22 protein-coding genes are annotated in these 25013 nt (G+C 71.4%); 6 read left to right on the forward strand and 16 right to left on the reverse strand.

Translation table 11 applies throughout. From position 1 onward, the window contains the following. Window positions 1-162: 162 nt before the first annotated feature. Together OG500_RS24085 and OG500_RS24090 are read right to left on the reverse strand one after the other, a co-directional pair. The gene (locus OG500_RS24085) at window positions 163-414 is read right to left on the reverse strand and encodes a WhiB family transcriptional regulator (protein ID WP_014138019.1); all 252 of its coding nucleotides are present in this window, start codon (window positions 412-414) and stop codon (window positions 163-165) included. 384 nt (window positions 415-798) lie between these two features. Then, the gene (locus tag OG500_RS24090; protein ID WP_327068901.1) at window positions 799-1770 is read right to left on the reverse strand and encodes a diacylglycerol/lipid kinase family protein; all 972 of its coding nucleotides are present in this window, start codon (window positions 1768-1770) and stop codon (window positions 799-801) included. A gap of 51 nt (window positions 1771-1821) precedes the next feature. Here OG500_RS24090 and OG500_RS24095 point away from each other — a divergent pair, with 51 nt between their 5' ends. Continuing rightward, entirely contained in the window at window positions 1822-2229 is a 408-nt protein-coding gene (locus OG500_RS24095; protein WP_327068902.1) for a hypothetical protein, read from the forward strand. A 78-nt stretch (window positions 2230-2307) separates the two neighbouring features. Here the strand turns inward: OG500_RS24095 and OG500_RS24100 are convergent, their stop codons facing one another. The 4 genes from OG500_RS24100 to sodN all read right to left on the reverse strand — a co-directional run bounded on the left by OG500_RS24100 (window position 2308) and on the right by sodN (window position 5233). Beyond that, window positions 2308-3417 carry a SigB/SigF/SigG family RNA polymerase sigma factor gene (locus tag OG500_RS24100; protein WP_442789217.1) on the reverse strand — a complete coding sequence of 370 codons (1110 nt, stop codon included), beginning with the start codon at window positions 3415-3417 and terminating at the stop codon, window positions 2308-2310. 137 nt (window positions 3418-3554) lie between these two features. After that, the gene (locus tag OG500_RS24105; protein ID WP_327071668.1) at window positions 3555-3929 is read right to left on the reverse strand and encodes an anti-sigma regulatory factor; all 375 of its coding nucleotides are present in this window, start codon (window positions 3927-3929) and stop codon (window positions 3555-3557) included. Window positions 3930-4242: 313 nt separating this feature from the next. Then, window positions 4243-4755, reverse strand: coding sequence for a GNAT family N-acetyltransferase (locus OG500_RS24110; RefSeq protein ID WP_327068903.1), 513 nt, complete (start codon window positions 4753-4755; stop codon window positions 4243-4245). 82 nt (window positions 4756-4837) lie between these two features. Next, window positions 4838-5233, reverse strand: a complete 396-nt coding sequence (gene sodN / locus OG500_RS24115) for a superoxide dismutase, Ni (RefSeq protein ID WP_327068904.1) — start codon at window positions 5231-5233, stop codon at window positions 4838-4840. A gap of 284 nt (window positions 5234-5517) precedes the next feature. Here sodN and sodX point away from each other — a divergent pair, with 284 nt between their 5' ends. After that, window positions 5518-5910, forward strand: coding sequence for a nickel-type superoxide dismutase maturation protease (sodX, locus tag OG500_RS24120; RefSeq protein ID WP_327071669.1), 393 nt, complete (start codon window positions 5518-5520; stop codon window positions 5908-5910). Here the strand turns inward: sodX and OG500_RS24125 are convergent. The 4 genes from OG500_RS24125 to OG500_RS24140 all read right to left on the reverse strand — a co-directional run bounded on the left by OG500_RS24125 (window position 5885) and on the right by OG500_RS24140 (window position 9399). Beyond that, window positions 5885-6544 carry a CGNR zinc finger domain-containing protein gene (locus tag OG500_RS24125; RefSeq protein ID WP_327068905.1) on the reverse strand — a complete coding sequence of 220 codons (660 nt, stop codon included), beginning with the start codon at window positions 6542-6544 and terminating at the stop codon, window positions 5885-5887. The genes sodX and OG500_RS24125 overlap by 26 nt on opposite strands. Before the next feature lie 134 nt (window positions 6545-6678). Then, entirely contained in the window at window positions 6679-7431 is a 753-nt protein-coding gene (locus OG500_RS24130) for an amino acid ABC transporter ATP-binding protein (protein WP_327071670.1), read from the reverse strand. 38 nt (window positions 7432-7469) lie between these two features. Then, window positions 7470-8444, reverse strand: a complete 975-nt coding sequence (locus OG500_RS24135; protein WP_327068906.1) for an amino acid ABC transporter permease — start codon at window positions 8442-8444, stop codon at window positions 7470-7472. A gap of 31 nt (window positions 8445-8475) precedes the next feature. Next, window positions 8476-9399: an ABC transporter substrate-binding protein gene (locus OG500_RS24140; protein WP_329583342.1), complete on the reverse strand. Its 924-nt coding sequence runs from the start codon at window positions 9397-9399 to the stop codon at window positions 8476-8478. 672 nt (window positions 9400-10071) lie between these two features. On the opposite strand from OG500_RS24140, the gene OG500_RS24145 reads away from it, so the two are divergent. Continuing rightward, a complete protein-coding gene (locus tag OG500_RS24145) occupies window positions 10072-11268 on the forward strand; it encodes an NAD(P)-dependent malic enzyme (protein ID WP_327068908.1) in 1197 nt (398 codons plus the stop codon). Between the two features lie 94 nt (window positions 11269-11362). Then, window positions 11363-12325 (forward strand): zinc-binding dehydrogenase, encoded by a 963-nt coding sequence (locus tag OG500_RS24150; protein ID WP_327068909.1) that lies wholly within the window; start codon window positions 11363-11365, stop codon window positions 12323-12325. A gap of 81 nt (window positions 12326-12406) precedes the next feature. Here the strand turns inward: OG500_RS24150 and OG500_RS24155 are convergent, their stop codons facing one another. From OG500_RS24155 to OG500_RS24180, 6 genes are all read right to left on the reverse strand, one after another. Next, window positions 12407-13432 carry a PadR family transcriptional regulator gene (locus tag OG500_RS24155; protein ID WP_327068910.1) on the reverse strand — a complete coding sequence of 342 codons (1026 nt, stop codon included), beginning with the start codon at window positions 13430-13432 and terminating at the stop codon, window positions 12407-12409. Beyond that, complete coding sequence (locus tag OG500_RS24160) at window positions 13429-14343, reverse strand: DUF4097 family beta strand repeat-containing protein (protein ID WP_327068911.1); 915 nt, start codon at window positions 14341-14343, stop codon at window positions 13429-13431. The genes OG500_RS24155 and OG500_RS24160 overlap by 4 nt, the downstream gene beginning before the upstream one ends. Window positions 14344-14551: 208 nt before the next feature. Continuing rightward, entirely contained in the window at window positions 14552-14734 is a 183-nt protein-coding gene (locus tag OG500_RS24165) for a DUF6104 family protein (RefSeq protein WP_184935680.1), read from the reverse strand. 121 nt (window positions 14735-14855) lie between these two features. After that, window positions 14856-18614 carry a multifunctional oxoglutarate decarboxylase/oxoglutarate dehydrogenase thiamine pyrophosphate-binding subunit/dihydrolipoyllysine-residue succinyltransferase subunit gene (locus OG500_RS24170; protein ID WP_329583349.1) on the reverse strand — a complete coding sequence of 1253 codons (3759 nt, stop codon included), beginning with the start codon at window positions 18612-18614 and terminating at the stop codon, window positions 14856-14858. Window positions 18615-18999: 385 nt separating this feature from the next. Next, window positions 19000-20130, reverse strand: coding sequence for a sensor histidine kinase (locus OG500_RS24175; protein WP_327068913.1), 1131 nt, complete (start codon window positions 20128-20130; stop codon window positions 19000-19002). Between the two features lie 63 nt (window positions 20131-20193). After that, on the reverse strand, window positions 20194-20925 hold the full coding sequence (locus OG500_RS24180) for a response regulator transcription factor (RefSeq protein WP_327068914.1): 732 nt from the start codon (window positions 20923-20925) through the stop codon (window positions 20194-20196). A gap of 539 nt (window positions 20926-21464) precedes the next feature. On the opposite strand from OG500_RS24180, the gene OG500_RS24185 reads away from it, so the two are divergent. After that, entirely contained in the window at window positions 21465-22331 is an 867-nt protein-coding gene (locus OG500_RS24185; RefSeq protein ID WP_327068915.1) for a rhomboid-like protein, read from the forward strand. Between the two features lie 140 nt (window positions 22332-22471). Continuing rightward, entirely contained in the window at window positions 22472-24880 is a 2409-nt protein-coding gene (gene lon / locus OG500_RS24190; RefSeq protein WP_327068916.1) for an endopeptidase La, read from the forward strand. The last annotated feature ends 133 nt before the right edge of the window (window positions 24881-25013 follow it).

The raw sequence follows: 25013 nt of genomic DNA on the forward strand, positions 1-25013 counted from the left end.
AAGTGTCGGGGTCGCCACGCCGGTCGGCTGCCTGGTCGGCAGCCCGGTGTGTGACGGCTCCTGCGGAAGGCTTCGACGGAGTGGCGGTCGAAGCCTGTGATCATGTGTTGATCGGTACTTCAGTGGTGCGGTACTTCAGGGTGCGGTGCGCGAGGCACTCGCTCAGGCGGTGCGGGCGCGGTTGCGGGCTGCGCGGCGCTTCATCGCACGACGCTCGTCCTCGCTCATGCCGCCCCAGACGCCGGCGTCCTGGCCGGTCTCCAGAGCCCACTGCAGACACTGCTCCATGACGGGACAGCGGCGGCACACGGCCTTGGCTTCCTCGATCTGCAGCAGAGCAGGACCGGTGTTCCCGATCGGGAAGAACAGCTCCGGGTCCTCTTCGCGGCAGACAGCGCGGTGGCGCCAGTCCATGGTCGTCCAACTCCTCCGGTCGCCAGGCGGTGGCCCGGCCGACACAATCGATGGCTTGTGAATGTGAACGCTTTCACGAATCCCGCAACGGCAAAAGGGACCTAAGGCCTTCACGGCCCGGCAGTCTGTGCAGAGGGGGGTTCGGGCGAAACCCGAGGGCTCCAGGCAGCCACAGGTGCCAGGGGGTGCTCGGTGGGGCCGTCTCGCTTGTCCCGCTGCGAGGCGTCCCGTTCGCCATGTAGAGGTTCGCAAACCTCGGGCCTGGATACAACCCCCTTCGAGGAGGAATTTTTGATTCTTCGGTGTCGCCTACCTCACAGGCCGTACTTCTATGGGGTGAAGGGGGCTAGCGCGTTCGAGAAGAAGGGCGGGACCCCCTTCTGGTCACACAATCACACGCAGTGCCCGTCGTACGCCTGTGAAACTGACGCGACTCCTCTCACCAAGGTGGTCCCCGTCGACCTGAAATGGGGCCGGTTCCTGGGAAACCAAGGTGAAGTGTCGGACGTCGTGATAAGAGACAACGTGCTTCCCGGAAGCTCCAACGGCCTTCTGGGATTGCTCCGAAGGAGTGTGCGGCCGCAGAATCTGACGGACCGTACGAGCGGTTCCGAACGCCGTCATTCGAGTGATGCCGAAGACATCAAGGTCGGTCTCGAACGAAGCCGCGGGCGAGGGCAGCACCGGGCGATTACCGAGAAAAGTCCACGGTGAGGTGTTCGAGACTATGGTCATCACCAGCCCCGGCTGCGGTGCGCGGCCCGGGAGTTCCAAGGTCACGGGGCCGGACCTGCGGTGTTCACGCTCGGTCACGTAGTGCCGGAGTGCTTCTCTGATGTAGAGCGCGTGCGTGGACTTGCGCCCCGAGCGCCGCTGCTCCTCCACCCGGCCGACCACGCCGGCGTCGAAGCCGAGCCCCGCGGTGAAGGTGAACCAGCGGTCCGGCAGCCCCTCCGTCATCGCCTTGCCCAGTGAGATCGCCCGCTCCCGGCGCTGCTCCAGTGCGTCCAGCAGCACACCGGTGGCCTCCACCGGGTGGTTGGGCAGTCCGAGCGCCCGGGCGAAGACGTTGGTGCTGCCACCGGGCACCACGGCCAGCCGCGGCACCCGATCGGAGGGCCCGTGCGCGAGCAGTCCGTTGACGACCTCGTTGACCGTGCCGTCCCCGCCGAGCGCGACCACCAGGTCCACCGTGCCGTCCGCGGCCGCCTCGCGGGCCAGGTCACGGGCGTGGCCCCGGCGGTCGGTGACCGCGACCTCCAGCTTGAGATCGCTCCGCAGGGCGTGCGTGAGGACATCCCTGGTTCGGCCACTTGTGGTGGTGGCTTTCGGGTTCACGACCAGGAGCGCGCGCATGAGGATCAGCCTACGGCTCGGTGGCGCCCCGGTGGCGGCTACCCTGCTGGAGTGACCGCAGAGACCTCCACCGCCGCCCGTCCCGCCAAGCTGATCGCCGCCGTGGCGCTGACCGCCGTCGAGGGCGCCGCGCTGACCGTCTGGGGCGGCTACATGATCGTGGCCGGACTGGTCGAGAGCACCAGGAACCAGGGCCTCGTCGAGTACGGCGGCGTGGTGATCCTGCTGCTCGGACTGCTGCCGCTGGTGGCCGCCGGGGCGCTGCTGCGGCTGCAGCGCTGGGGCCGCAGCCCGGCGGTGCTGACCCACACCACCTGCCTGCCGGTGGCCTACTACATGTGCCAGAGCGGTGGCTCGATGGCGGCCCTCGGCGCGCTGGTGGGCCTGGCGGGCGTGGCCGGCCTGGTCATGCTGCTCAACCCGACCGTCACCGCCGTGCTCTACCGCACCGAGGACTGACCGGGCCCGCACGCCGAGAAGGGACGAGCCGGGCCCCCTGGGCCCGGCTCGTCCCTTCTCAGCGCGTGCTGCCGCTCGTCACTCCTCGACCAGCAGCTTGTCCCGCAGCTGGGCCAGGGTGCGGGCGAGCAGCCGCGACACGTGCATCTGCGAGATCCCCACCTCGGCGGCGATCTGCGACTGGGTCATGTTCCGGAAGAACCGGAGCACCAGGATCTTCTGCTCGCGCTGCGGCAGTTGGGCCAGCAGCGGCTTGAGCGACTCGCGGTACTCCACCCCCTCCAGCGCCTCGTCGGTGGCGCCCAGGGTGTCCGCCACGGCCGGCGACTCGTCGTCGCTGTCCGGCACGTCGAGCGAGAGCGTGGAGTAGGCGTTGGCCGACTCCAGGCCCTCCAGCACGTCCTCCTCGGAGATGCCGAGGTGTTCGGCCAGCTCGTGCACCGTGGGGGAGCGGCCGTGCCGCTGGGAGAGCTCGCTGGTCGCGGTGGTCAGCGACAGCCGCAGCTCCTGGAGCCGGCGCGGCACCCGCACCGCCCAGCCCTTGTCCCGGAAGTGCCGCTTGATCTCGCCCACGATGGTCGGGGTGGCGTAGGTGGAGAACTCCACCCCGCGCTCGTGGTCGAACCGGTCCACCGACTTGATCAGCCCGATGGTGGCGACCTGGGTGAGGTCGTCCAGCGGCTCGCCGCGGTTGCGGAACCGCCGGGCCAGGTGTTCGACCAGCGGGATGTGCATCCGGACCAGCTGGTTGCGCAGCTCGACCCGCTCGGCCGAGCCCTCGGGCAGCGCGGCCAGCCGCACGAACAGCGCCCGGGCGGCCTCCCGGTCCGGGGCGGCCGTGCGGTGCCCGACCACCTGGGCGGGCAGCGAGGCCTGGACCACCTCGGTCAGCTCCTGCTCGGCCCCGCCCGCGGCCTCCCCGCTGAGGTCGTCCGCGTCCGCCGTCGGGCGGCTGGGCGCCGTCGGCTCCGGCATCGGGTCGGTCGGTTGGCTCATCCGCTGGGAGTCCTTCGAGTACGCGTCGTGGGTGGCGGCGGCGGGTGCGGGCACGGTACGGCGGCGTGGGCCGGCGTGGCCGCTCCCGGGCACGGCGGCGCCGTCGGCGGGCCCGTGGCCCGGCACCGCTTCCGTGGGCAGGCCGTCCACGGGCCGCGCTCCGGCGGCAGAGTTGCGATCCAGATCACTCACGGCGATCCCCCGTTCCGTTCCGGGAGCGCCCGGGCCGCCGGCGCGGCCGGGCCATCACATTGGTTGTACCGCGACCGGGCTCCGGAGCGGGAACGACTCCGCTCCGGAAGCGGCCGTGGCGCGGCCGGGAGGCCGGCTCACGGCTGGAGGATCGACCCGCCGCGCTTCTTGTGCAGGCTGATGCTGACCGTGCGGTCCTCGGCCACCGAGGACTCCACCTCGCCGGCCAGTGCGGAGAGCACCGTCCAGGCGAAGGTGTCCCGCTCGGGCGCCCGGCCGTCGGTGGTCGGGGCCGAGACGGTGACTCTCAGCGCATCGCCGACCAGCCGGAACTCGCAGGTGAGCACCGAACCCGGCACCGCCTGCTGGAGCAGGATGGCGCAGGCCTCGTCCACCGCGATCCGTAGGTCCTCGATCTCGTCGAGGGTGAAGTCCAGGCGGGCTGCGAGACCGGCCGTGGCCGTGCGCAGGACCGAGAGGTAGGCGCCCTGGGCGGGCAGCCGCACCTCCACGAAGTCCTTTGCCGTCTCGGCAGTCTCAGCCGTCTCGGCGGCCTCGGCCGCTTCGGCGGGCTGGTCCGCCCGGTCGTCCAGGCTCCCGGGATCGCCGTCGGTCTGGGACACCCTCACCTCCTGGGTGACGCGCTGTGCTGGTGACCCAAGGGCCGCGGCACGTTCTGTTGCTTGGCTCAACTGCTTCGCCCCAACTGTCTTGAGGGGTGGTGCGGTACGTCCCAGTCCTACCCAACAGGTCGGCGCCGGACGCGGGCCGTCCGCCGAGACGTTACCGCGATCGGCCGACGGATGTCGCGACCCTGGACCGGATTCACCCCGCGGGCTGCGGGTTTTCATCTGCACTGACGGGTTCTGCGGTGCCCAGCTCACGCAGCGCCGGGCCGGTCAGCCGGAAAACCGTCCACTCGTCCATCGGCTGGGCGCCGAGTGCCTTGTAGAACCCGATCGAGGGCTCGTTCCAGTCCAGCACCGACCACTCCAGGCGGCTGCAGCCGCGCTCCACGGCGATCCGGGCGAGCTCGGTGAGCAGGGCCTTGCCGTGCCCGCCCCCGCGTGCGCTCGGGCGCACGTAGAGGTCCTCCAGGTAGATCCCGTGCGTCCCGGTCCAGGTGGAGAAGTTGCGGAACCAGAGCGCGAAGCCGACGGTCGTGCCCGTCCCGTCCTCGGCGATCAGTGCGAAGACCGCCGGCTGCTCGCCGAACAGCGCCTCGCGCAGTTGCTCCTCGGTGGCCTTGGCCTGGTCCAGGGCCTTCTCGTACTCCGCCAGTTCGCGGATCAGCTCGATGATGGTGGGAACGTCCTCGACGACAGCGGTTCTGATCATGCTGCCGAGCGTACTTGGCTCCCCCGAACGCGCGATGCCCCTCACTCCACGGAGTGAGGGGCACCGATGACGCGGGCGGCGATCAGGCCTGCTTGGTCTCCCAGAAGATCTTGTCGATCTGGGCGATCAGGTCGAGCAGCGCCTGGCCGGTGGCCGGGTCGGTCGAGGCCTTGGTGGCCGAGGCGGCCTTCAGGGCGTCGTTGAAGAGCTGGTGCAGCTGCGGGTACTTCTCGAAGTGCGGGGCCTTGAAGTAGTCGCTCCACAGCACCGAGAGGTGGTGCTTGACGGCCTCGGCGCGCTGCTCCTTGATGATGATGGCGCGAGCGCGGAAGTGCGCGTCCTCGTTGGCCTGGTACTTCTCCTGAGTGGCCTTCACCGACTCGGCCTCGATACGGGCCTGCGCGGGGTCGTAGACGCCGCACGGAAGGTCGCAGTGGGCGTGAGCCGTGACCCGCGGGGCGAACAGACGAGAGAGCATGGAAAGTCCTTCCTTAGATCGTCTTCCCGGGGCTGAGATTACCCCGCGGCGCCTCGAATCTCGCGGCCGGGACAGGGGCCTAGGGCAAAAGGCGGAGTCGGAACCGGTCGATATCGGGCACGCGTTGTCCATGCGGGATGCTGGTCTCTGCCCGGCCGACGAGCGGCGGGCGCAGCCGGTGCGACGAGGAGGCGGGCACGATGGCGGCGATGCGGCGACGTGACACTGACGCAGACCCAGAGCCGGTGGAGAGCGCGGGAGGTGGGCTGCTGCCGTTCGGCCTGATGGACGTGGCCGGGCCGTCGATGGTCCCGACCCTGTACCACGGCGACCGGGTGGTGGTCAGGTACGGAGCCCGGGTGCGGCCCGGCGCGGTGGTGCTGGTGCGGCACCCGCTGCGGCAGGACCTGCTGGTGGTCAAGCGGGCCACCGAGTTGCGGGCCAAGGGCTGGTGGCTGCTGTCGGACAATCAGTTCGTCGAGAGCGACAGCCGGGAGTACGGCGCGGTACCTGACGATCTGGTGCTCGGCCGGGTGCTGCTGCGGATCGCGCCGAACCCGGTCTGGCTGGCCCCGGCGGGCTGGCTGGAACGGCTGCTCTGTACCAGGCCGCTGGGCCGCTGGCCGGGTCTGGCCGCCCGGTTCGGTGTCTTCAGGCGCCTGCGTCCGGAGCTGTAGCCGGCCCGGTCGCGGTGGTGGCCGGACCGGCCGCGGCGGTACCCGGATCGGTGCCGGCCAGGGCGGCCGCGGCCTCCTGGCGCTTGCGGGCCCGGTAGGCGGCCACGTTGGCCCGGGTCGCGCAGCGGTCCGAGCAGTAGCGCCGCGAGCGGTTGGTCGAGGTGTCCAGGTAGGCGTTGCGGCACGGCGCGGCCTGGCAGATGCCCAGCCGGTCGGCGCCCAGCTCGGTCAGGTGGATCGCCAGACCCATGCAGGCCACCGCGGTGAAGGTCGCGGTGGCGCTCGGCGCGTTGTCCGCCAGGTGCAGGTGCCAGCGCGGCCGGCCGCTCTCGTCCAGGTGGTCGTGGCCCGAGACCAGCGGGCTGACCGGGTACTCGACCATCAGGGCGTTCAGCAGGTTGACGCCGGCCACCTCGTCGCCGCCCGCCGCGGCCTCGAAGACCGCGCGCAGCCGGGCCCGCACCGACCGCAGCCGGGGCACGTCGGCGGGTTCGGCCAACTGGGCGCCGCGCGAGGCCGGGCTGCTGAACAGCGCGCGGACCGCGTCCACGCTGACCAGCGTGTCGGTGCCGCGCTCCGGCTCCTCGCTGTTCACCAACCGAACGGCGAAGTCGGCGTACAGGGCGAGCTCCACCGGAAATCCTCCGCGAATACGTAACGGGTAACCAGCTTTAAGCCTATTACCTCGGCCGGGAAATGACGAAGGCGCCGACCACCGGGCCGGCGCCGTCCCGCCCAGGGCACCTCCAGGGCGCCTTCAGCGCACCCTCAGAGCACCTTGGACAGGAAGGCCTTGGTGCGCTCGTGCTGCGGATTGCCGAGCACCTCGCGCGGGGTCCCGGACTCCACCACCGTGCCGCCGTCCATGAAGACCAGCGCGTCGCCCACCTCGCGGGCGAAGCCCATCTCGTGGGTGACCACGATCATCGTCATGCCCTCCTGGGCCAGGCCGCGCATGACGTCCAGCACCTCGCCGACCAGCTCGGGGTCGAGTGCCGAGGTGGGCTCGTCGAAGAGCATCAGCTGGGGCTCCATGGCCAGCGCCCGGGCGATCGCCACCCGCTGCTGCTGGCCGCCGGAGAGCTGGGAGGGGTAGCTGTCCGCCTTGTCGGACAGGCCCACCCGTTCCAGCAGGGCCCGGGCCCGGTCCCGCGCGCCCGCCCTCGGCTCGCCCTTGACCTGCACCGGCGCCTCGACGATGTTCTCCAGCGCGGTCATGTGCGGGAAGAGGTTGAAGTGCTGGAAGACCATGCCGATCTCCCGGCGCTGCAGCGCGACCTCGCTGTCCCGCAGCTCGTAGAGCCGGTCGCCCTTCTGCCGGTAGCCGACCAGGTTGCCGTTCACGTAGAGCCGCCCGGCGTTGATCTTCTCCAGGTGGTTGATGCAGCGCAGGAAGGTGGACTTGCCGGAGCCGGACGGGCCGACCAGGACGAACACCTCGCCCTGGCGCACCTGGAGCTCGATGCCCTTGAGCACCTCCACCAGGCCGTACGACTTGTGCACCTGTTCGGCCTTGACCATCGGCGCGGTCGGCGGGCCGGCGGACTTCAGCGGGTCGCTCACAGGTGACCGCCTCCTTCGAGACCGGGGACCACATCCGGCGTGCTGGGCCGCACCGGGCGGCCGTGGAACAGGCCGCGCAGCCGCTGCAGCGGCGTCGGGGGCAGCACCCGGTTGGCGCCCCGGGCGTAGTGGCGTTCGATGTAGTACTGGAAGACCGTGAGGATCGAGGTCAGCAGCAGGTACCAGAGGCTCGCCACGATCAGCAGCGGGATGGTCTGGAAGGTGCGCGAGTAGATGTCGTGGGCCGCGCCGAGCAGCTCGACCAGGGAGATCGAGTACGCAAGCGAGGTGGTCTTCAGCATCGAGATGGTCTCGTTGCCGGTCGGCGGGATGATCACCCGCATCGCCTGCGGCAGGACGATCCGCCGCATCGTCCTGGCCTGGCTCATGCCGAGCGCGTGCGCGGCCTCGGTCTGGCCCAGCGGGACGGACTGGATGCCGCCGCGGACGATCTCCGCCATGTAGGCGGCCTCGTTCAGGCCGAGCCCGAGCAGCGCGGCGGTGAAGACCGGGATCAGCTGGTTGGTGGACTCGGACCAGAAGCTGCTGCCGAACGGGATGCCGATCGACAGCCGGGGCCACAGCGAGCCCATGAACTCCCAGAACAGCAGCTGGACCAGGACCGGGGTGCCGCGGAACACCCAGATGTAGAACCAGGCGGTCCCCGACAGCAGCGGATTGGGCGACAGGCGCATGATCGCCAGGACGACCCCGCCCACCACACCCATCAGCATCGCGAGCGCGGTCAGCTCCAGCGTGGTGACCAGGCCGTTCATGATGGTGGGATGGAACAGGTACGTGCCGACGACGTGCCATTGGAAGGCTTTGTTGAAGAGCAGGGCGTGGATCAGCATCGCCGCGAGCACCGCGACGACGACGGCTCCGGCCCAGCGGCCGGGGTGGCGGACCGGTACGGCCTTGATGTCCTCAGGCCGCTTCCTGGTCGCCGACCCCTGATCGGACTGGTTCACGGTGGCCCCAGGGGAGTAGGTCGGGCGTCGGTCAGCTGCTGGCGCCGTTGATCACGGACTGGTTGACGGAGCCGGCCTGGACGCCCCACTTGGTCAGGATCGACTTGTAGACACCGTCGGCCATCAGCGAGGTCACCGCGCCCTGCACGGCTTTGGTCAGCGGCGAGTTCTTGGCGACCACGATGCCGTAGGGCGCGGTGTCCGTGGTGCTGCCGATCTTCTCCAGCTGGCCGCCGGTCTGCTGGACCGCGTAGTCGACCACCGGGGAGTCGGCGAGCATGACGTCGTCGCGGCCGGCCACCAGCGCCTGCGTGACGTCGGTCTGCAGGTCGAACTTGTCGCCGCCGTTCGGGACGGTCGGCTTGCCGGCCTTCTGGCAGGCGGGGTTGATCACGTTCGTGATCTCGTCGGCCTGGGTGGTGCCGGTCTGCACCGCGACCTTCTTGCCGCACAGGTCGTTCGGGTCGACGTTCGCGGGGTTGCCCGCCTTGACCGCGGTGCTGGTGCCGGCGGAGAAGTAGGTCACCATGTCGACGGTGGCCTCGCGGTCCTTGGTGTCGGTGAAGGAGCTCATGCCGAGCTGGTACTTGTTCGCCGTGATGCCGGGGATGATCGAGGTGAAGTCGGCGTTCTGCACCTCGGCGGTCAGACCCAGGGTCTGCGCGACGGCCTTGGCCATGTCGACGTCCATCCCGACGATGTTCCCGTTGGCGTCCTTGAACTCGTTGGGCGCGTACGAGGCGTCGGTGGCCACCACGAGCTTGCCGCTCGCCTTGACGTCGGCCGGCAGCAGCGAGGCCAGCGAGGCCACGGCGCTGGGGGTGGGGATCGCCGACGAACCGGCGGAGCTGCTCGTGCTGCTGCTACTGCTGCTGCAACCGGTGACGACCAGGGTGCCTGCGGCGAGCAGGGCACCGAATCCGGCGGGACCGGAGCGGCGGGTGCGGATTCGCATGGGAGCCTCCTGCTCGAGCGGAGCACTCGGCACAGCAAAAAGTGGATAAAGCGATAGCTCCGCGGCATGTGCAGTCAGGTTCTCACCGGAGGTCAGCTTCCGCCCGGTGGTGGGGTCTGGGTGTGCGACGTCCCAGGTGACGGCGGAGTGAGGTCCGCCACGGCCACCGGCGCCCATCTGCCGCGCCGGGTGGCGGGTGTGTCAGAATCTGGTATCGGGTGACCCCCGACACCGAACAGAGACCACCGGTTCGCCACAGAGCCGGGGTGCCGAGGACCGGAAGTCGACGACGCCGACTCCGTATCCGAAGCGCCGGTTCCCCTCCAGGCCTCTGTTCACTCCTGCGGGTGCGCGTACCGAATCGCCGTCGATGCCACCGGTACTCGGGTTCTTCCGAAACCCGAGCGCCGCCATGGAGGCTCACGGGGTGAACAGTGCGTGACGAGGAATCCAAGGCACAGGTGCGGTGCCGATTCCCGGGCCTAGGCTCAGCGCTGACGTGCAACGCAGGCGGTAGACAAAACCCTCATCCGAGGGCGCAGTTCGACGCGCCCCCGGCCTCCCGGGTCCCGGGTCCGTGACAGCGGATCCGGGGGCTTGAGTTTTCCCGGAACAGGCCGACCGCGCTCGGGCCGGTGCCCTCACCGAACCGAACATGACGAAGAGGTCATCGTGGCAGCGGAGCTCATTCACCCTCGTACCCCGGACACCGACGCCCCCGTCGACGCCGTCTTCGCGCTTCACCGCGGCGGCAAGATGGAGGTGCGCGCCACGGTTCCGGTGCGGGACGCGGACGATCTGTCCCTCGCCTACACCCCCGGTGTTGCACGCGTCTGCACCGCCATCGCCGAGCAGCCCGAGCTGGTCGACGACTACACCTGGAAGGCCAACACGGTCGCGGTGGTCACCGACGGCACCGCCGTGCTGGGCCTGGGCGACATCGGCCCGCAGGCCTCGCTGCCGGTGATGGAGGGCAAGGCGATCCTGTTCAAGCAGTTCGGCGGGGTGGACGCGGTCCCGATCGCGCTGGACTGCACCGACGTGGACGCGATCGTGGAGACCGTGGTCCGGCTCGCCCCGTCCTTCGGCGGCGTCAACCTGGAGGACATCTCGGCGCCCCGCTGCTTCGAGATCGAGCGCCGGCTCCAGGCGGCGCTGGACATCCCGGTCTTCCACGACGACCAGCACGGCACCGCGATCGTCACCACCGCCGCGCTGTGGAACGCCGCCAAGGTGACCGGGCGGGAGATCGGCGCGCTGCGCGCGGTCATCTCGGGCGCCGGCGCGGCCGGCATCGCGATCGCCAAGATGCTGGTGGCCGCGGGCATCGGCGACGTGTCGCTCTGCGACCGGCGCGGCGTGGTGCACCAGGGCCGCGAGGACCTGACCGACGTCAAGGCCGAGATCGCCGAGCTGACCAACAAGGCCGGCCTCAAGGGCTCGCTGGTCGAGGCGCTTCAGGGGGCGGACGTCTTCATCGGCGTCTCCGGCGGCACGGTGCCCGAGGAGGCGGTGGCCACCATGGCCAAGGACTGCCTCATCTTCGCGATGGCCAACCCGAACCCGGAGATCCACCCCGAGGTCGCCGCCAAGTACGCGGCCGTGGTGGCCACCGGGCGCTCCGACTTCCCCAACCAGATCAACAACGTGCTGGCCTTCCCCGGCATCTTCGCCGGCGCGCTCCAGGTGCGGGCCCGGCAGATCACCGAGGGCATGAAGCTGGCCGCCGCGCAGGCGCTGGCCGCGGTGGTGGCCGACGAGCTGACTCCGCAGCAGGTGATCCCCTCCCCGTTCGACCCGCGGGTGGCCGCCGCGGTCGGCAAGGCGGTCGCCGAGGCGGCCCGCCGCGAGGGCGTCGCACGACGCTGATCTACTGACGAGTAGTCAGGGCCCGGGCACGCGGCGCAGGTCACACCCGCCGCTGGTTCCGGGCCCTGGTGGTCTGCGGCTAGTGTCCGGTGCCATGTTCGCCGCCTATGCCGCACGCATCGATCCCGACGATCCGCTCAGCGCCCTGGAGCTCGGGGAGCTGCCCGAGCCCGAACCGCGGCCGGGCTGGAGCGTGGTGACCGTCAAGGCGGCCACCCTCAACCACCACGACCTGTGGTCGCTGCGCGGCGTGGGCCTGCCCGCCGAGCGGCTGCCGATGATCCTGGGCTGCGACGCGGCCGGGATCGACGAGCACGGCAACGAGGTGGTGGTCTTCCCGGTGGTCGGCTGGCACGGCCTGGGGGTGCCGGCGGGGGAGCAGCGCTCGATCCTGACCGAGCGCTACCACGGCACCTTCGCCCAGCGGCTCGCGGTGCCGACCGGGAACCTGCTGCCCAAGCCGGCCGAGCTCTCCTTCGCCGAGGCGGCCTGCCTGCCCACGGCCTGGCTGACGGCCTACCGGATGCTCTTCACCAACGCCGGGGTCCGGCCGGGGGACACCGTGCTGGTCCAGGGCGCCGGCGGCGGCGTGGCCACCGCGCTGATCGTGCTGGGCAAGGCGGCCGGTCTGCGGATCTGGGTCACCGGACGGGACGAGGAGAAGCGGGCCAGGGCGATCGGGCTCGGCGCCGCCGCCGCGTTCGAGAGCGGGGCCCGGCTCCCGGAGCGGGTCGACGCGGTGATGGAGACGGTGGGGGCGGCCACCTGGTCCCACTCGGTGCGGTCGCTGCGCCCCGGCGGGACCATCGTGATCTCCGGCGCGACCAGCGGTTCGAGGCCGGCCGACGCCGAGCTGACCCGGATCTTCTACCACGAGCTGAAGGTGGTCGGCTCGACCATGGGGACCAAGGAGGAGCTGGCCGCACTGCTGGCCCTGTGCGGCCACGCGGGAGTGCGTCCGCTGGTGGACTCCGTCGTGCCGCTGACCGAGGCGCGCGAGGCGTTCGGACGGCTCGCGAAGGGCGACGTGTTCGGCAAGATCGTGCTGGAGCCGTGACGGGCACCCGCCAGGACGCCGACGGCCTGTCCGTGCGCCCGGGGCGCACGGACAGGCCGTCCGGCTGGTGACGCCCGGCCGTCAGCCGAGCAGGCGCCGCAGTCGCTCGCCCGCCGAGGCCAGCACCGTCTGGGCCTCGCCCAGCTGGGCGGCGGTCACCGGGCCGCCGTCCCGGGAGGCGTCGCGGACCTGGTCACGGAACCGGTCGAGCAGGCGCTCCAACTCGCGTGCGGGGTCGGCCCCCGGCTCGGTGCGGGCCCAGCCGGGCAGGTCCGCCGGGGCGTCCTTGTCCAGGTCGACCTTGCCGGCCGCGCCGGCGCCGGCCCCGGAGGTGTCCCAGCGGCTGGAGTCCGCCAGCCCGGTCAGGCCCCGGGTCAGCTCGGAGAGCCCCTCGGCCAGACCGGTGGGCCAGTCGCCCTTGCTGACGTGCTCGCGGACCTGCTGCTCCACCCGGCGCTTGATCCGCAGCGCCTCCTGCTGGGCCGCCTGCCGCACCGCCTGCGACTGCTCGCGGGCCTTGCGGGCCTCCTCCTTGGCCTTCTTGGCCTGCTCCTTGGCGGCCCGCTCCTGCTCCTTGGCCTTCTTGGCCTGGGCCTTGAACTCGGCGAACTCCTCCTTGGTGCGCTGCCAGCCGGCCGGGTCGCCCAGCAGCCGCTCGGACCAGGCGCCCGAGGCACCCTCACCGGCCTCGGCGCCGGCCGCCGGGGCGGCGCCGGCCTGCCGGGCCGAGCGGGCGGCGTTGCGCAGCTCCTCGCGCAGGTCCTTCGCGGAGTCCCGGACGTCCTCGCGGATCGCCCCGGCCAGCTGGGAGACCGAGTCGCTGATCTCCACCTCCAGCTCCGCGAGGTCCTCCTGGCGCTCGGTCAGCTCGGCCCGGCCGACGTCGGTGATCCGGTAGACCTTGCGGCCGCCCTCGGTGCTGTGCTCCACCAGCCCCTCCTGCTCCAGCTTGGCCAGCCGCGGGTAGACGGTGCCGGCCGAGGGCGCGTAGAGGCCGTGGAAGCGCTCCTCCAACAGGCGGATCACCTCGTAGCCGTGCCGGGGCGACTCCTCCAGCAGCTTCAGCAGGTAGAGCCGGAGCCGGCCGTGTCCGAAGACGCTGCTCATCCCTGGTCACCGTCCTCGGGGGCCTTGTCGGCGCTCTCAGCGGTGGTCAGTTCCTTGACCAGGCTGGGCGCCTCGTCCTCGGTCTCCGTGCGACGCAGCACCGAGATCGCCCCCGAGACGGTCGAGACCTGCAGCTTGCCGGTGCCGGCGCCGAGCTTGCCGCTGAGCCTCTTGGCCCCCCAGCTGCCACCCACCGTCAGCTCGTCGAAGGCGCTGGAGAACTGGCCGTTGGTGCTGCCCGCCTCGACCGTGGTGTCGGCCGGCTGCGGCAGCCGGACCGCGACGTCCCCGCTGACGGTGTTGATCTTCACGGTGGCCGGCCCGGTGCCCGCCAGGTCCAGCGTCACCGCGCCGCCGACCGTGTTGGCGTGCAGCGTGTCGGGCGTGCTGGCGATGACGGTCAGTTCGCCGGAGACGGTGTTGACCGTCAACTCGCCGGTGACCGACTGGGCGTCCACGTCGCCGGAGACGCTCTTGGCGCTGACCTGGCCGTCCAGGCCGACCAGCGTGATGCCGCCGGCCACCCCGTAGACGCTGGTGCCGCTCCGGACTCCGGAGACGGTGGCCTCGGCGGTGACCGTGCCGACCTTGACCGCGGCCTCGGCCGGGACGGTCAGCGAGACCACGGCGCGGCGCTTGCGGCGCAGCGAACCGAGCAGGCCCTTGACCGCCTCGACGGACTTGAGCTTGTCGCTGAAGTCGGCCCAGTTGAGGTTGGGGTAGGTCACCGTCAGCACGCCGTCCACCAGGGTGACCTCGAGCGGCTCGCCCTCCAGCTCGGTGACCTCCAGTCGGGCCGGGCCCTCGGCCGCGACCACGTTGACCGCTCCGCCGATGATCCGCACGTGCAGTGCGCTGACCGTCTCGTCGATGGTGATCCGGTCAGGCCCGCTGACTGTCCACTGGCTCATCTCTTCGTCCTCCCGTCCGGCGGCCGCCGTCGTACCCTGGAGGGGCGACGATCCGGCGAGTCGCGATGTATCGCGTCTTCCAAGTAACACGATATATCGCGTGGCGGGGAAGTCAAGCACTTCCTCGTGCCGAGAACGCAGCAGGGCCCGGCAAGCGGTTGCTTGCCGGGCCCTGCTGCACTGCTCCCCGCCGCTGTCGCGGTGGCCGTCAGTCCTCGTCCTCGTCGTCGTCCAGCCGGGCCAGCCAGGTGGCCAGCCGCTCGACGGGGACCTCGAAGTCGGGGTTGAGGTCCACGAACTCGCGCAGGCGCTCGGCCAGCCACTCGAAGCTGACCTCCTCCTCGCCGCGCCGGCTCTCCAGCTCCTCGATGCCGCGGTCGGTGAAGTACACGGTGTGCTCTCCGGATTCAGCGTAGAACGGGTTCAAACGGTCGACGGGTTCCAAACGGTCGGGCCCGGTCTCCGTGGAGACCGGGCCCGACCCACTGCTCATCAGCTCGATGGAGCAGGCGTCAGAGGCTGAAGACCTCTTCGATCAGCGCCTGCTGCTCGGCGGCGTGCCGCTTGGCCGAGCCCACGGCCGGAGCCGAGGAGGCGCTGCGGGCCACCCGGCGCAGGCGGGCGGCGCCGGCCTTGCGGCCGACCACGACGTCCAGGTGGTCGACCAGGTTCATCGCGATGAACGGCCAGGCACCCTGGTTGGCCGGCTCCTCCTGGGCCCAGATGAACTGGACGTCCTCGCCGTACCGGGCCAGCTCCTCCTGGAGCTCGGCGATCGGCAGCGGGTAGAGGCGCTCGACCCGGACGATCGCGGTGTCGGTGACGCCGCGCTCGGTGCGGGCCGCCTCCAGGTCGTAGTAGAACTTGCCCGCGGTGATGACCACCTTGCGCACGTTCTTCGGGTCGACCGTGGAGTCGCCGATCACCGGGCGGAACGAGCCGGAGGTGAACTCCTCCGCCGAGGAGGCCGCGGCCTTCAGACGCAGCATCGACTTCGGGGTGAAGACGACCAGCGGCTTGTGGTGCGGGTTGTGCACCTGCCAGCGCAGCAGGTGGAAGTAGTTCGACGGCGAGGTGGGCATCGCGACCGTCATGTTGTTCTGCGCGCACAGCTGCAGGAAGCGCTCGGGACGCGCGGACGAGTGGTCCGGCCCCTGGCCCTCGTAGCCGTGCGGCAGCAGCAGGGTGACGCCGGAGTGCTGGCCCCACTTCTGCTCGGCCGAGGCGATGTACTCGTCGACCACGGTCTGCGCGCCGTTGACGAAGTCGCCGAACTGCGCCTCCCACATCACCAGCGAGTTGGGCCGGGTCAGCGAGTAGCCGTACTCGAAGCCCATCGCCGCGTACTCCGACAGCAGGCTGTCGTAGACGGTGAAGCGGGCCTGGTCCTCGGTCAGGTACAGCAGCGGGGTGTAGTCCTCGCCGGTGACCCGGTCGATCAGCACCGCGTGGCGCTGGCCGAAGGTGCCGCGGCGGCTGTCCTGGCCGGCCAGGCGGACCGGGTGGCCCTCCATCAGCAGCGAGCCGATGGCCAGGCACTCACCGGTGGCCCAGTCGATCGTGCCGTCCTCGATCGAGGCGGCCCGGCGCTGCAGCTGCGGCAGCAGGCGCGGGTGCACGGTCAGCCACTCGGGCAGGTTGACCTGCGAGGCGGCGATCCGCTTGACCATCTCCTGGGAGATGCCGGTCTGGATGCTGACCGGGAAGTCGGCCACCGGACGGGCGCCGGCCGCCTCGGGCTGCGCCCCGGCCGCGTCGCGGACCTCGGCGAAGACCTTCTCCAGCTGGCCCTGGAAGTCCTGGAGCGCCTGCTCCGCCTCTTCCATGGTGATGTCGCCGCGACCGATCAGGCCCTCGGTGTAGAGCTTGCGCACCGAGCGCTTCTTGTCGATCAGGTCGTACATCAGCGGCTGGGTGAACGACGGGTTGTCGGCCTCGTTGTGACCGCGGCGGCGGTAGCAGATGAGGTCGATCACGACGTCCTTGTGGAACGCCTGGCGGAACTCGAAGGCGAGCCGCGCCACGCGGACCACGGCCTCCGGGTCGTCGCCGTTGACGTGGAAGATCGGGGCCTCGATCATCCGGGCCACGTCGGTGCAGTACATCGAGGAGCGGCTGGAGGCCGGGGCGGCGGTGAAGCCGACCTGGTTGTTGACCACCAGGTGGATCGTGCCGCCGGTGCGGTAGCCGCGCAGCTGCGACATGTTCAGGGTCTCCGCGACCACGCCCTGGCCCGCGAAGGCCGCGTCGCCGTGGATCTGGATCGGCAGCACCGGGTAGGTGGTGCCGCCCTGGTCCAGGACGTCCTGCTTGGCGCGGACGATGCCCTCGACGATCGGGTCGACCGTCTCCAGGTGCGAGGGGTTGGCGGCCAGCGAGACCTTGATGGTCTCGCCGTCCAGGCCGGTGAAGGTGCCCTCGGAGCCCAGGTGGTACTTCACGTCGCCGGAGCCGTGCATCGACTTCGGGTCCAGGTTGCCCTCGAACTCGCCGAAGATCTTGCCGTACGGCTTGCCGACGATGTTGGCCAGCACGTTCAGGCGGCCGCGGTGGGCCATGCCGATGACGGCCTCGTCCAGGCGGTGCTCGGCGGCGGCGTCGATGGTCGCGTCGAGCAGCGGGATCAGCGACTCGCCGCCCTCCAGCGAGAAGCGCTTCTGGCCGACGTACTTGGTCTGCAGGAAGGTCTCGAAGGCCTCCGCCGAGTTCAGCCGGCGCAGGATGCGCAGCTGCTCCTCGCGCTCCGGCTTGGTGTACGGCTTCTCGACCCGCTCCTGGATCCACTTGCGCTGCTTGGGGTCCTGGATGTGCATGTACTCGATGCCGACGGTGCGGCAGTACGAGTTGCGCAGCAGCCCGAGGATGTCGCGCAGCTTCATGATCTTCTGGCCGCCGAAGCCGCCGACCGCGAACTCGCGCTCCAGGTCCCACAGGGTCAGCCCGTGCTCCACGACGTCCAGGTCGGGGTGCTTGCGCTGCTTGTACTCCAGCGGGTCGGTGTCGGCCATCAGGTGGCCGCGGACCCGGTAGGAGTGGATGAGCTCCATCACGCGGGCGGTCTTGTTGACGTCGTCCTCGTGCGTGGTGGCGACGTCGGTGGCCCAGCGGACCGGCTCGTACGGGATCCGCAGCGACTCGAAGACCTCGTCGTAGAACCCGTGCTCGCCCAGCAGCAGCTGGTGGATCGAGCGCAGGAACTCGCCGGACGCCGCACCCTGGATGACCCGGTGGTCGTAGGTCGAGGTGAGCGTCATGATCTTGGAGACGCCCAGGCGGGCCAGCGTGTCCGGGTTGGAGCCCTGGAACTCGGCCGGGTACTCCATGGCGCCGACACCGAGGATGGTGCCCTGCCCCTGCATCAGGCGCGGGACCGAGTGCACGGTGCCGATGCCGCCGGGGTTGGTCAGCGAGACGGTGACGCCAGTGAAGTCGTCCATCGTCAGCTTGTTGGCGCGGGCCCGGCGGACGATGTCCTCGTAGGCCTGCCAGAAGCCGAAGAAGTCCAGCGTCTCGGCCTTCTTGATGGCCGCGACGACCAGCTGGCGGTCACCGTTGGGCTTGACCAGGTCGATGGCCAGGCCCAGGTTCACGTGCTCCGGCTTGACCAGGTAGGACTTGCCGTCCTTGACCGCGTAGCTGTGGTTCATGCCCGGGGTCGCCTTCAGGGCCTGCACCAGCGCGTAGCCGATCAGGTGGGTGAAGGAGACCTTGCCGCCGCGGGCGCGCTGCAGGTGGTTGTTGATCACGATGCGGTTGTCGATCAACAGCTTGGCCGGCACGGCGCGCACGCTGGTGGCCGTCGGCACCTCGAGCGAGGCGTCCATGTTGGTGGCCACGGCCTTGGCCGGACCGCGCAGCGGGACCAGCTCGGGGCCGGCGCTCTCGGCCGCCACGGGGGCGGCGGGCGCGGCGGCTGCCTTCGGAGCCGGCGGCGCTGCGGGAGCGGCTGCCAGCGGCGCGGCTGCGGCGGGCGCCGCAGCCGCGGCGGCCACCGGGGCGGCGGCGGGGGCAGGAGCTCCCGCTGCAGCGGTCGCAGCAGGGGCAGGGGCGGCAACGGCGGTCGGCGTGGGGCCGGCCTGGGTCGCGGCCTGGGTCACTGGGGTCACCTCGGTACCGGGCTTGTAGTCGGCGAAAAAGTCCCACCAGGCTCGGTCGACCGAGTTGGGATCCTGGAGGTACTGCTGGTAGATCTCGTCGACGAGCCACTCATTGGGGCCGAAGCCTGTGGAGCTTGCCGAGCTGTTGGGGGTTTCAGGGGACTGTGGCGACACGGCGGCAACCGCCCTCTTCCGCTTCCTTTTGGGATGTTTGGACAGCGGGGATTAAGGCTACGCCCCTGACCAGTCCTCGCGCAGTCCCCGGGGGGTCGGCGTCGTCCAGATCACAGTGCCGTCGGCCACATTGGCTGGAAAAAGACGTTAGCCACGTGGTCGAGCGGGGAAACGGGCGCTCTTGATCACCGGATTAAACGGTATCAAACCGGACAAAGTTGCCCCTGGCCGACCAGATATGGCCGATCTGAGGCTGTCGACTACCAGATTGTCCCAATTTTGTGACAAAGCTGGCCGACGTGGACAGGACGTGGTGGTCCGGTGTGCCGGTTCACCCGTCGTTCAACCGGACGTTCAACCGGGCGGACGGCCGGGCGGAGCGGGCTCAGCCGCCGGGCAGGGCGACCTGGATCAGGCAGCCGCGCGAGCCGTCCGCCACCTCGATCCGTCCGCCGTGCAGGTCCACCGCCCAGCGGGCGATGGCCAGGCCCAGGCCGGTGCCGCCGTCGCTGCCGGGGCCCTGCGCGGTCGCGGTGCCGGCGCGGCTGAACCGGTCGAAGACCCGGGTGCGGTCCGCGGCGGGTATGCCGGGGCCCTGGTCCTCCACCTCGAGGAGCAGGGCCAGCGGTGCCTCGCCCGCCCGGGCCCGCACCGTCACGGTGCCGCCGGCGGGGGAGTGCTTGCAGGCGTTGTCCACCAGGTTCGCCACCACCTGGTGCAGCCGCTCCGGGTCGGCCAGTCCGGTCAGGCCCTGCGGCTGGACGTCCAGGCGCAACTGCACGTCGTCGCGCCGGCTCCATGCGCCGCCCGCCGTCGCACCGTCCACCGTGAGCCCGCGCAGGACGCCGGCCAGGAACGGCGCGACCTCGAACTCGCGGGCGTCCAACGGCACCACGCCGTCGTCCAGCTTGGACAGGTCCAACAGGTGGGAGACCAGGCGGCCGAGTCGCTCGGTCTGTTCCAGCGCGGCGCCCAGGGTGCCCGGTTCGGGCGGCACCACGCCGTCCACCATGTTCTCCAGCACCGCGCGCAGCGCCGCGATCGGCGTGCGCAGCTCGTGCGAGACGTTGGCCACCAGCTCGCGCCGGTGGCGGTCGGAGGCCTCCAGGTCGGCGGCCATCTTGTTGAAGGTCACCGCCAGTTCGCCGATCTCGTCGCGGGAGCCGGTCGTCACCCGGCGGCTGTAGTCGCCGCCGGCCATCGCGCGCGCCGCCGCGGTCATCTCGCGCAGCGGGGCGGTCAGGGTGTGCGCCAGCAGCTGCATGAAGAGCAGCGAGGCGATCATGGAGAAGGCCATGATCACCCGGATCTGGGTCTCCGAGCGGATCGCGATCACCACCAGGCCGGTGGCGACCATCACCGACACGATGACCAGCAGGGCGAGTTTGCCCTTGATCGAGCGCAGCGGGTCGAACGGCCGGATCTCCCGCCAGATCCGCGCGGCCACGCGTCCCGGCAGCCGCGCCGAGGGTGGCGTCCGGTCGGGCTCGTCGTGAGCCCGTGGTGAGGTGTTCATCGGTGCTTGGTCCCCGTACTCCCGTGCGCCCCCGTGGCCCCCGCAGCTGGTACCGCGCCCGGCTCAGCCGACCGGTGCCTCGAGGGCGTAGCCCACGCCGTGCACGGTGCGGATCCAGGTGGCGCCGATCTTCCGGCGCAGCGCCTTGACGTGGCTGTCCACGGTCCGGGTGCCGGAGGCGTCGGTCCAGTCCCAGACCTCGGCCAGCAGCTGCTCGCGGGTCAGCACCGCGCGCGGCTGGGCGGCCAGGCAGGCCAGCAGGTCGAACTCGGTCGGCGTCAGGTGCACGTCGCCGGAGGCGAGCCGGACCCGGCGCTGCACGTGGTCGATCTCCAGCTCGCCGAACCGCAGGCTGCCGAGCGCCGGAGTTCTGGCCGCCTGCTGCGCGCGCTCGACACGGCGCAGCAGCACGTTGACCCGGGCGGCGAGTTCGCGCATCGAGAACGGCTTGGTCATGTAGTCGTCGGCGCCCACACCGAGGCCCACCAGCAGGTCGGTCTCGTCGTCGCGGGCGGTCAGCATCAGCACCGGCACCGGCCGCTGGGCCTGGATCCGGCGGCAGACCTCGAGCCCGTCGAAGCCGGGCAGCATGATGTCGAGCACCACGAGGTCCGGCTGCCAGGTGTGGAAGCCGTCCACCGCGCCCGGGCCGTCGTGGGCCACGGCGACCTTGAAGCCCTCCGCGCCCAGCCGGGCAGCGATGGACTCGGCGATGGTGGGTTCGTCCTCCACCACCAAGACGCGTCGCTGGGCAATCACACCGCTCGTGCTGGTGTCCTGTTGAATCTCTGTCACGGTCACGCCACCGCCCCCAGGGCCTGCGGGCCGCCACCTGTGGGAATGGCGGGCACCGCTCGTAGTCTTGTTCCGTCGATTTTTCCGGTACCGGTTCTGGCACCCCGGCTCCGCCAAGCACGGGTGGACCGCGGCCTGACCGCCGGTCCGGGCGCGCACACCTCGCAGCGTACGGACACCCGGCGAGCACCGGCAGGTGGTCCGCGGATTTCCGGTCCGCGGGCCGTCACACGCGCCCCGGGGACCCGGTACGGGCCGCTACCTTACCCGTCCATGTCGCCTCACCGTAACGGTGTGTATGCGGGAACCCTGCAGGTGGTCCCGGCGCGGGGGGCGGTCGGCTTTGGTCCGTACCAACTCCTGAACTGCCGTAACGGGGACGGCAGGCAGATCCTCAGCGGACTCTCAGACGTACGTCGTACCGTGGACGAATTCAGCCAACGATGGCACGGTGTGCACGCGCAGCGAGCGTTCGGGCGCACCGGGTGCGGCCGTGGCACGGTCCGCCGGGTACATCGGCAGTGAGGGACGGAGGCGCCATGGCGGACGCGTCGTTCGGTGCGTCGGCGGGTGCGCCGACGGGCCCGGTCCCGGCGGCATCGCCGGCCCCCGCGGCACCGGCGCGGGCATGGGCGGCGGGCCGCCCGGGCGGCCGCCGGCTGCCCGTCGCGCCGCTGGCCTGCCTGCGGTTCGGGCTGCGCGAGGTTCCGCTGCAGTGGGTGCTGGAACGGCTGCCCACCCCGCGGCGCAACCCCTTCGCCGTCGGCTACCTGGTGGTGCTGGCCGGCACCACCGTCTTCGCCCAGGCGGCCAGCCCGGACCTGGTGCACCAGTTGCAGACCATGTCCAGCACCGACGGCCACCACCTGCTGCACACCCCCCTGCGCTCGCTGCTGATGAGCGGCCTCTGGGTGGCCGGGCCGGCCTGGATGCCCTATCTGTGGGCCTTCGCCTTCACCGTCGCCCCGCTGGAGCGGCGGGTCGGCTCGCTGCGCGCGGCCGGGGTCTTCGCCGCCGGGCACGTGGTCGGCACCCTGCTCTCCCAGCTGGTGGTGGCGATCGCGGTGGCCACCGGCAAGGTCGGGCCGAGCATGCTGGACGAGCTGGACATCGGCGTCAGCTACGGCGTGCTGGCCAGCCTGGGCGCGATGGCCGGGTTGCTGCCGCCGCGCGGGCGCTACCTGGCGGTGGCCGGGGCGCTGCTGCTGGTCGGCCACCAGGTCCTCTCCAGCCCCGACCTGGTCACCGGGATCGGGCATCCGACCGCGCTGCTGGTCGGGATGGCGCTCGGGGGCGTGCTGCGCCGCACACCGCCGCCGCGTTCCGGCGGCGGGCGCGGCGGGATGGCGCGCTGGCTGTCGCGCTGGGCGCCGCGCCGGCTCGCGCTGCCCGACCAGTCGGCCTGACCGACCGGTCGGCGCCGCACCTTCCCGGTCTTCTTCCCCCGATCTTCCTTCATCGCTCAGAGCGAACAAAGTCCCGGGAACATCCAGCTCTCCCGAAGCCTTAGTCATGTCGACTCAAGTTCACTGACTGGGGAGAGATCATGGCATCGACGTCCGCTTCGCTCACCCTGCCCGTGCTGCCGCTCGACGACGAGGTCGTGCTGCCCGGCATGGTGGTGCCGCTGGACCTCAAGGACACCGAGGTGCGCGCCGCCGTGGAGGCCGCCCGGGCCGCCGCGCGGGCGTCGGTGGACGGCGGCAAGCCGCAGGTGCTGCTGGTGCCGCGGCTGGACGGTTCATACGCGGCGGTGGGTTCGCTGGCCACCGTCGAGCAGGTCGGCCGACTGGCCGACGGCGAGCCGGCCGCGCTGGTCCGCGCGGTCCGCCGGGTGCGGATCGGGGCCGGCACCACCGGGCCCGGCGCCGCGCTCTGGGTGGAGACCACGCCGTTCAAGGAGTCCTCGGTCGGGATCCCGGTGGGCGGCCGGGCCGCCGAGCTGGTGAAGGAGTACAAGGCCGTCTCCACCCAGTGGCTGCGCAAGCGCGGCGCCTGGCAGATCGTCGACCGGGTGGCCGGCATCGAGGGCGTCGGCGAGCTGGCCGACAACATCGGCTACGCCCCCTTCGCCACCGCCGAGCAGAAGCTCAAGGTGCTGCTGGAGGCCGACCAGGTGGCCCGGCTGGAGTTCGCCCTGCAGCTGCTGCGCGACCACCTCGCCGAGGAGGAGGTCAACGACACCATCCGCAAGGACGTCGAGGAGGGCGTGGCCAAGCAGCAGAAGGAGTTCCTGCTCCGCCGCCAGCTGGAGGCCGTGCGCAAGGAGCTGGCCGAGCTGAACGGCGAGGCCGCCGACGAGGAGGGCGACTACCGCGCCCGGGTGGAGGCCGCCGACCTGCCCGAGAAGGTCCGCGAGGCGGCCCTCAAGGAGGTCGACAAGCTGGAGCGCTCCAGCGACCAGTCGCCCGAGGGCAGCTGGATCCGCACCTGGCTGGACACCGTCCTGGAGCTGCCCTGGAACAAGCGCAACGAGGACGCCTACGACATCACCGGCGCCCGCGCCGTGCTGGACGCCGACCACGCGGGCCTGGCCGACGTGAAGGACCGGATCGTGGAGTACCTGGCGGTCCGCAAGCGCCGGGCCGACCAGGGGCTGAGCCTGATCGGCGGGCGGCGCGGCGGCGCGGTGCTGGCCCTGGTCGGGCCGCCCGGTGTCGGCAAGACCTCGCTCGGCGAGTCGGTGGCCCGCGCGATGGGCCGCGACTTCGTCCGGGTCGCGCTCGGCGGTGTCCGCGACGAGGCCGAGATCCGCGGCCACCGGCGCACCTACGTCGGCGCGCTGCCGGGCCGGATCGTGCGGGCCATCAAGGAGGCCGGCTCGATGAACCCGGTGGTCCTGCTGGACGAGATCGACAAGGTCGGCTCGGACTACCGCGGCGACCCGGCCGCCGCCCTGCTGGAGGTGCTGGACCCGGCGCAGAACCACACCTTCCGGGACCACTACCTGGAGGTCGAGCTGGACCTGTCCGACGTGGTCTTCCTGGCCACCGCCAATGTGCTGGAGGCGATCCCGGAGCCGCTGCTGGACCGGATGGAGCTGGTCCGCCTGGACGGCTACACCGAGGACGAGAAGGTCGTCATCGCCCGCGACCACCTGCTGCCGCGCCAGCTGCAGCGGGCGGGGCTGCTGCCGCAGGACGTCACGGTCGAGGAGTCCGCGCTGCGCAAGCTGGCCGGCGAGTACACCCGCGAGGCCGGCGTGCGGACCCTGGAGCGGGCGGTGGCCCGGATCCTGCGCAAGGTCACCGCGCAGACCGAGCTGGGCGAGCGCGAGCTGCCCGCCGCGATCGGCGCCGACGACCTGCGGGCCCTGATCGGGCGCCCGCACCACACGCCGGAGGCGGCCCAGGAGCCGGCCGAGCGCCGCACCGCGGTGCCGGGCGTGGCCACCGGCCTGGCGGTGACCGGCGCTGGCGGCGACGTCCTCTACATCGAGGCCTCGCTGGCCGACGCCGAGACCGGCTCGACCGGCCTGACCCTCACCGGCCAGCTGGGCGACGTCATGAAGGAGTCCGCCCACATCGCCCTCTCCTACCTGCGCTCGCGCGGGGCGGAGCTGGAGCTGCCGGTCACCGGCCTGCGGGAGCGCGGCATCCACCTGCACGTGCCGGCCGGCGCCGTCCCCAAGGACGGCCCGAGCGCGGGCGTCACCATGACCACCGCGCTGGCCTCGCTGCTCTCCGGCCGCAAGGTGCGCACCGACGTCGCGATGACCGGTGAGGTCTCGCTGACCGGCCGGGTGCTGCCGATCGGCGGGGTGAAGCAGAAGCTGCTGGCCGCCGACCGGGCGGGGATCACCACCGTGATCATCCCCAAGCGCAACGAGCCCGACCTGGACGACGTCCCGGCCGAGGTGCTGGAGCGCCTGTCGGTCCACCCCGTGGCCGACGTCCGCGAGGTGCTCGCGCTGGCCCTGGAGCCCGCCGAGGTCCTGGTGGCCGCCGCGGCCTGACGGCGGGCGGCCCGCGGTCCGACCCCCGGCGCCGTTGTCGGCGCCGGGGGTCGGACCGCAGTGCCGCAGCGCAGCGACGCGGCCCCGCAGGGTCGCGGGAATGGGGAGTCGGGTGACAGGCGGCCCGGTAGTC

This window comes from Kitasatospora sp. NBC_01250, from assembly GCF_036226465.1.
Taxonomy (GTDB): Bacteria; Actinomycetota; Actinomycetes; order Streptomycetales; family Streptomycetaceae; genus Kitasatospora.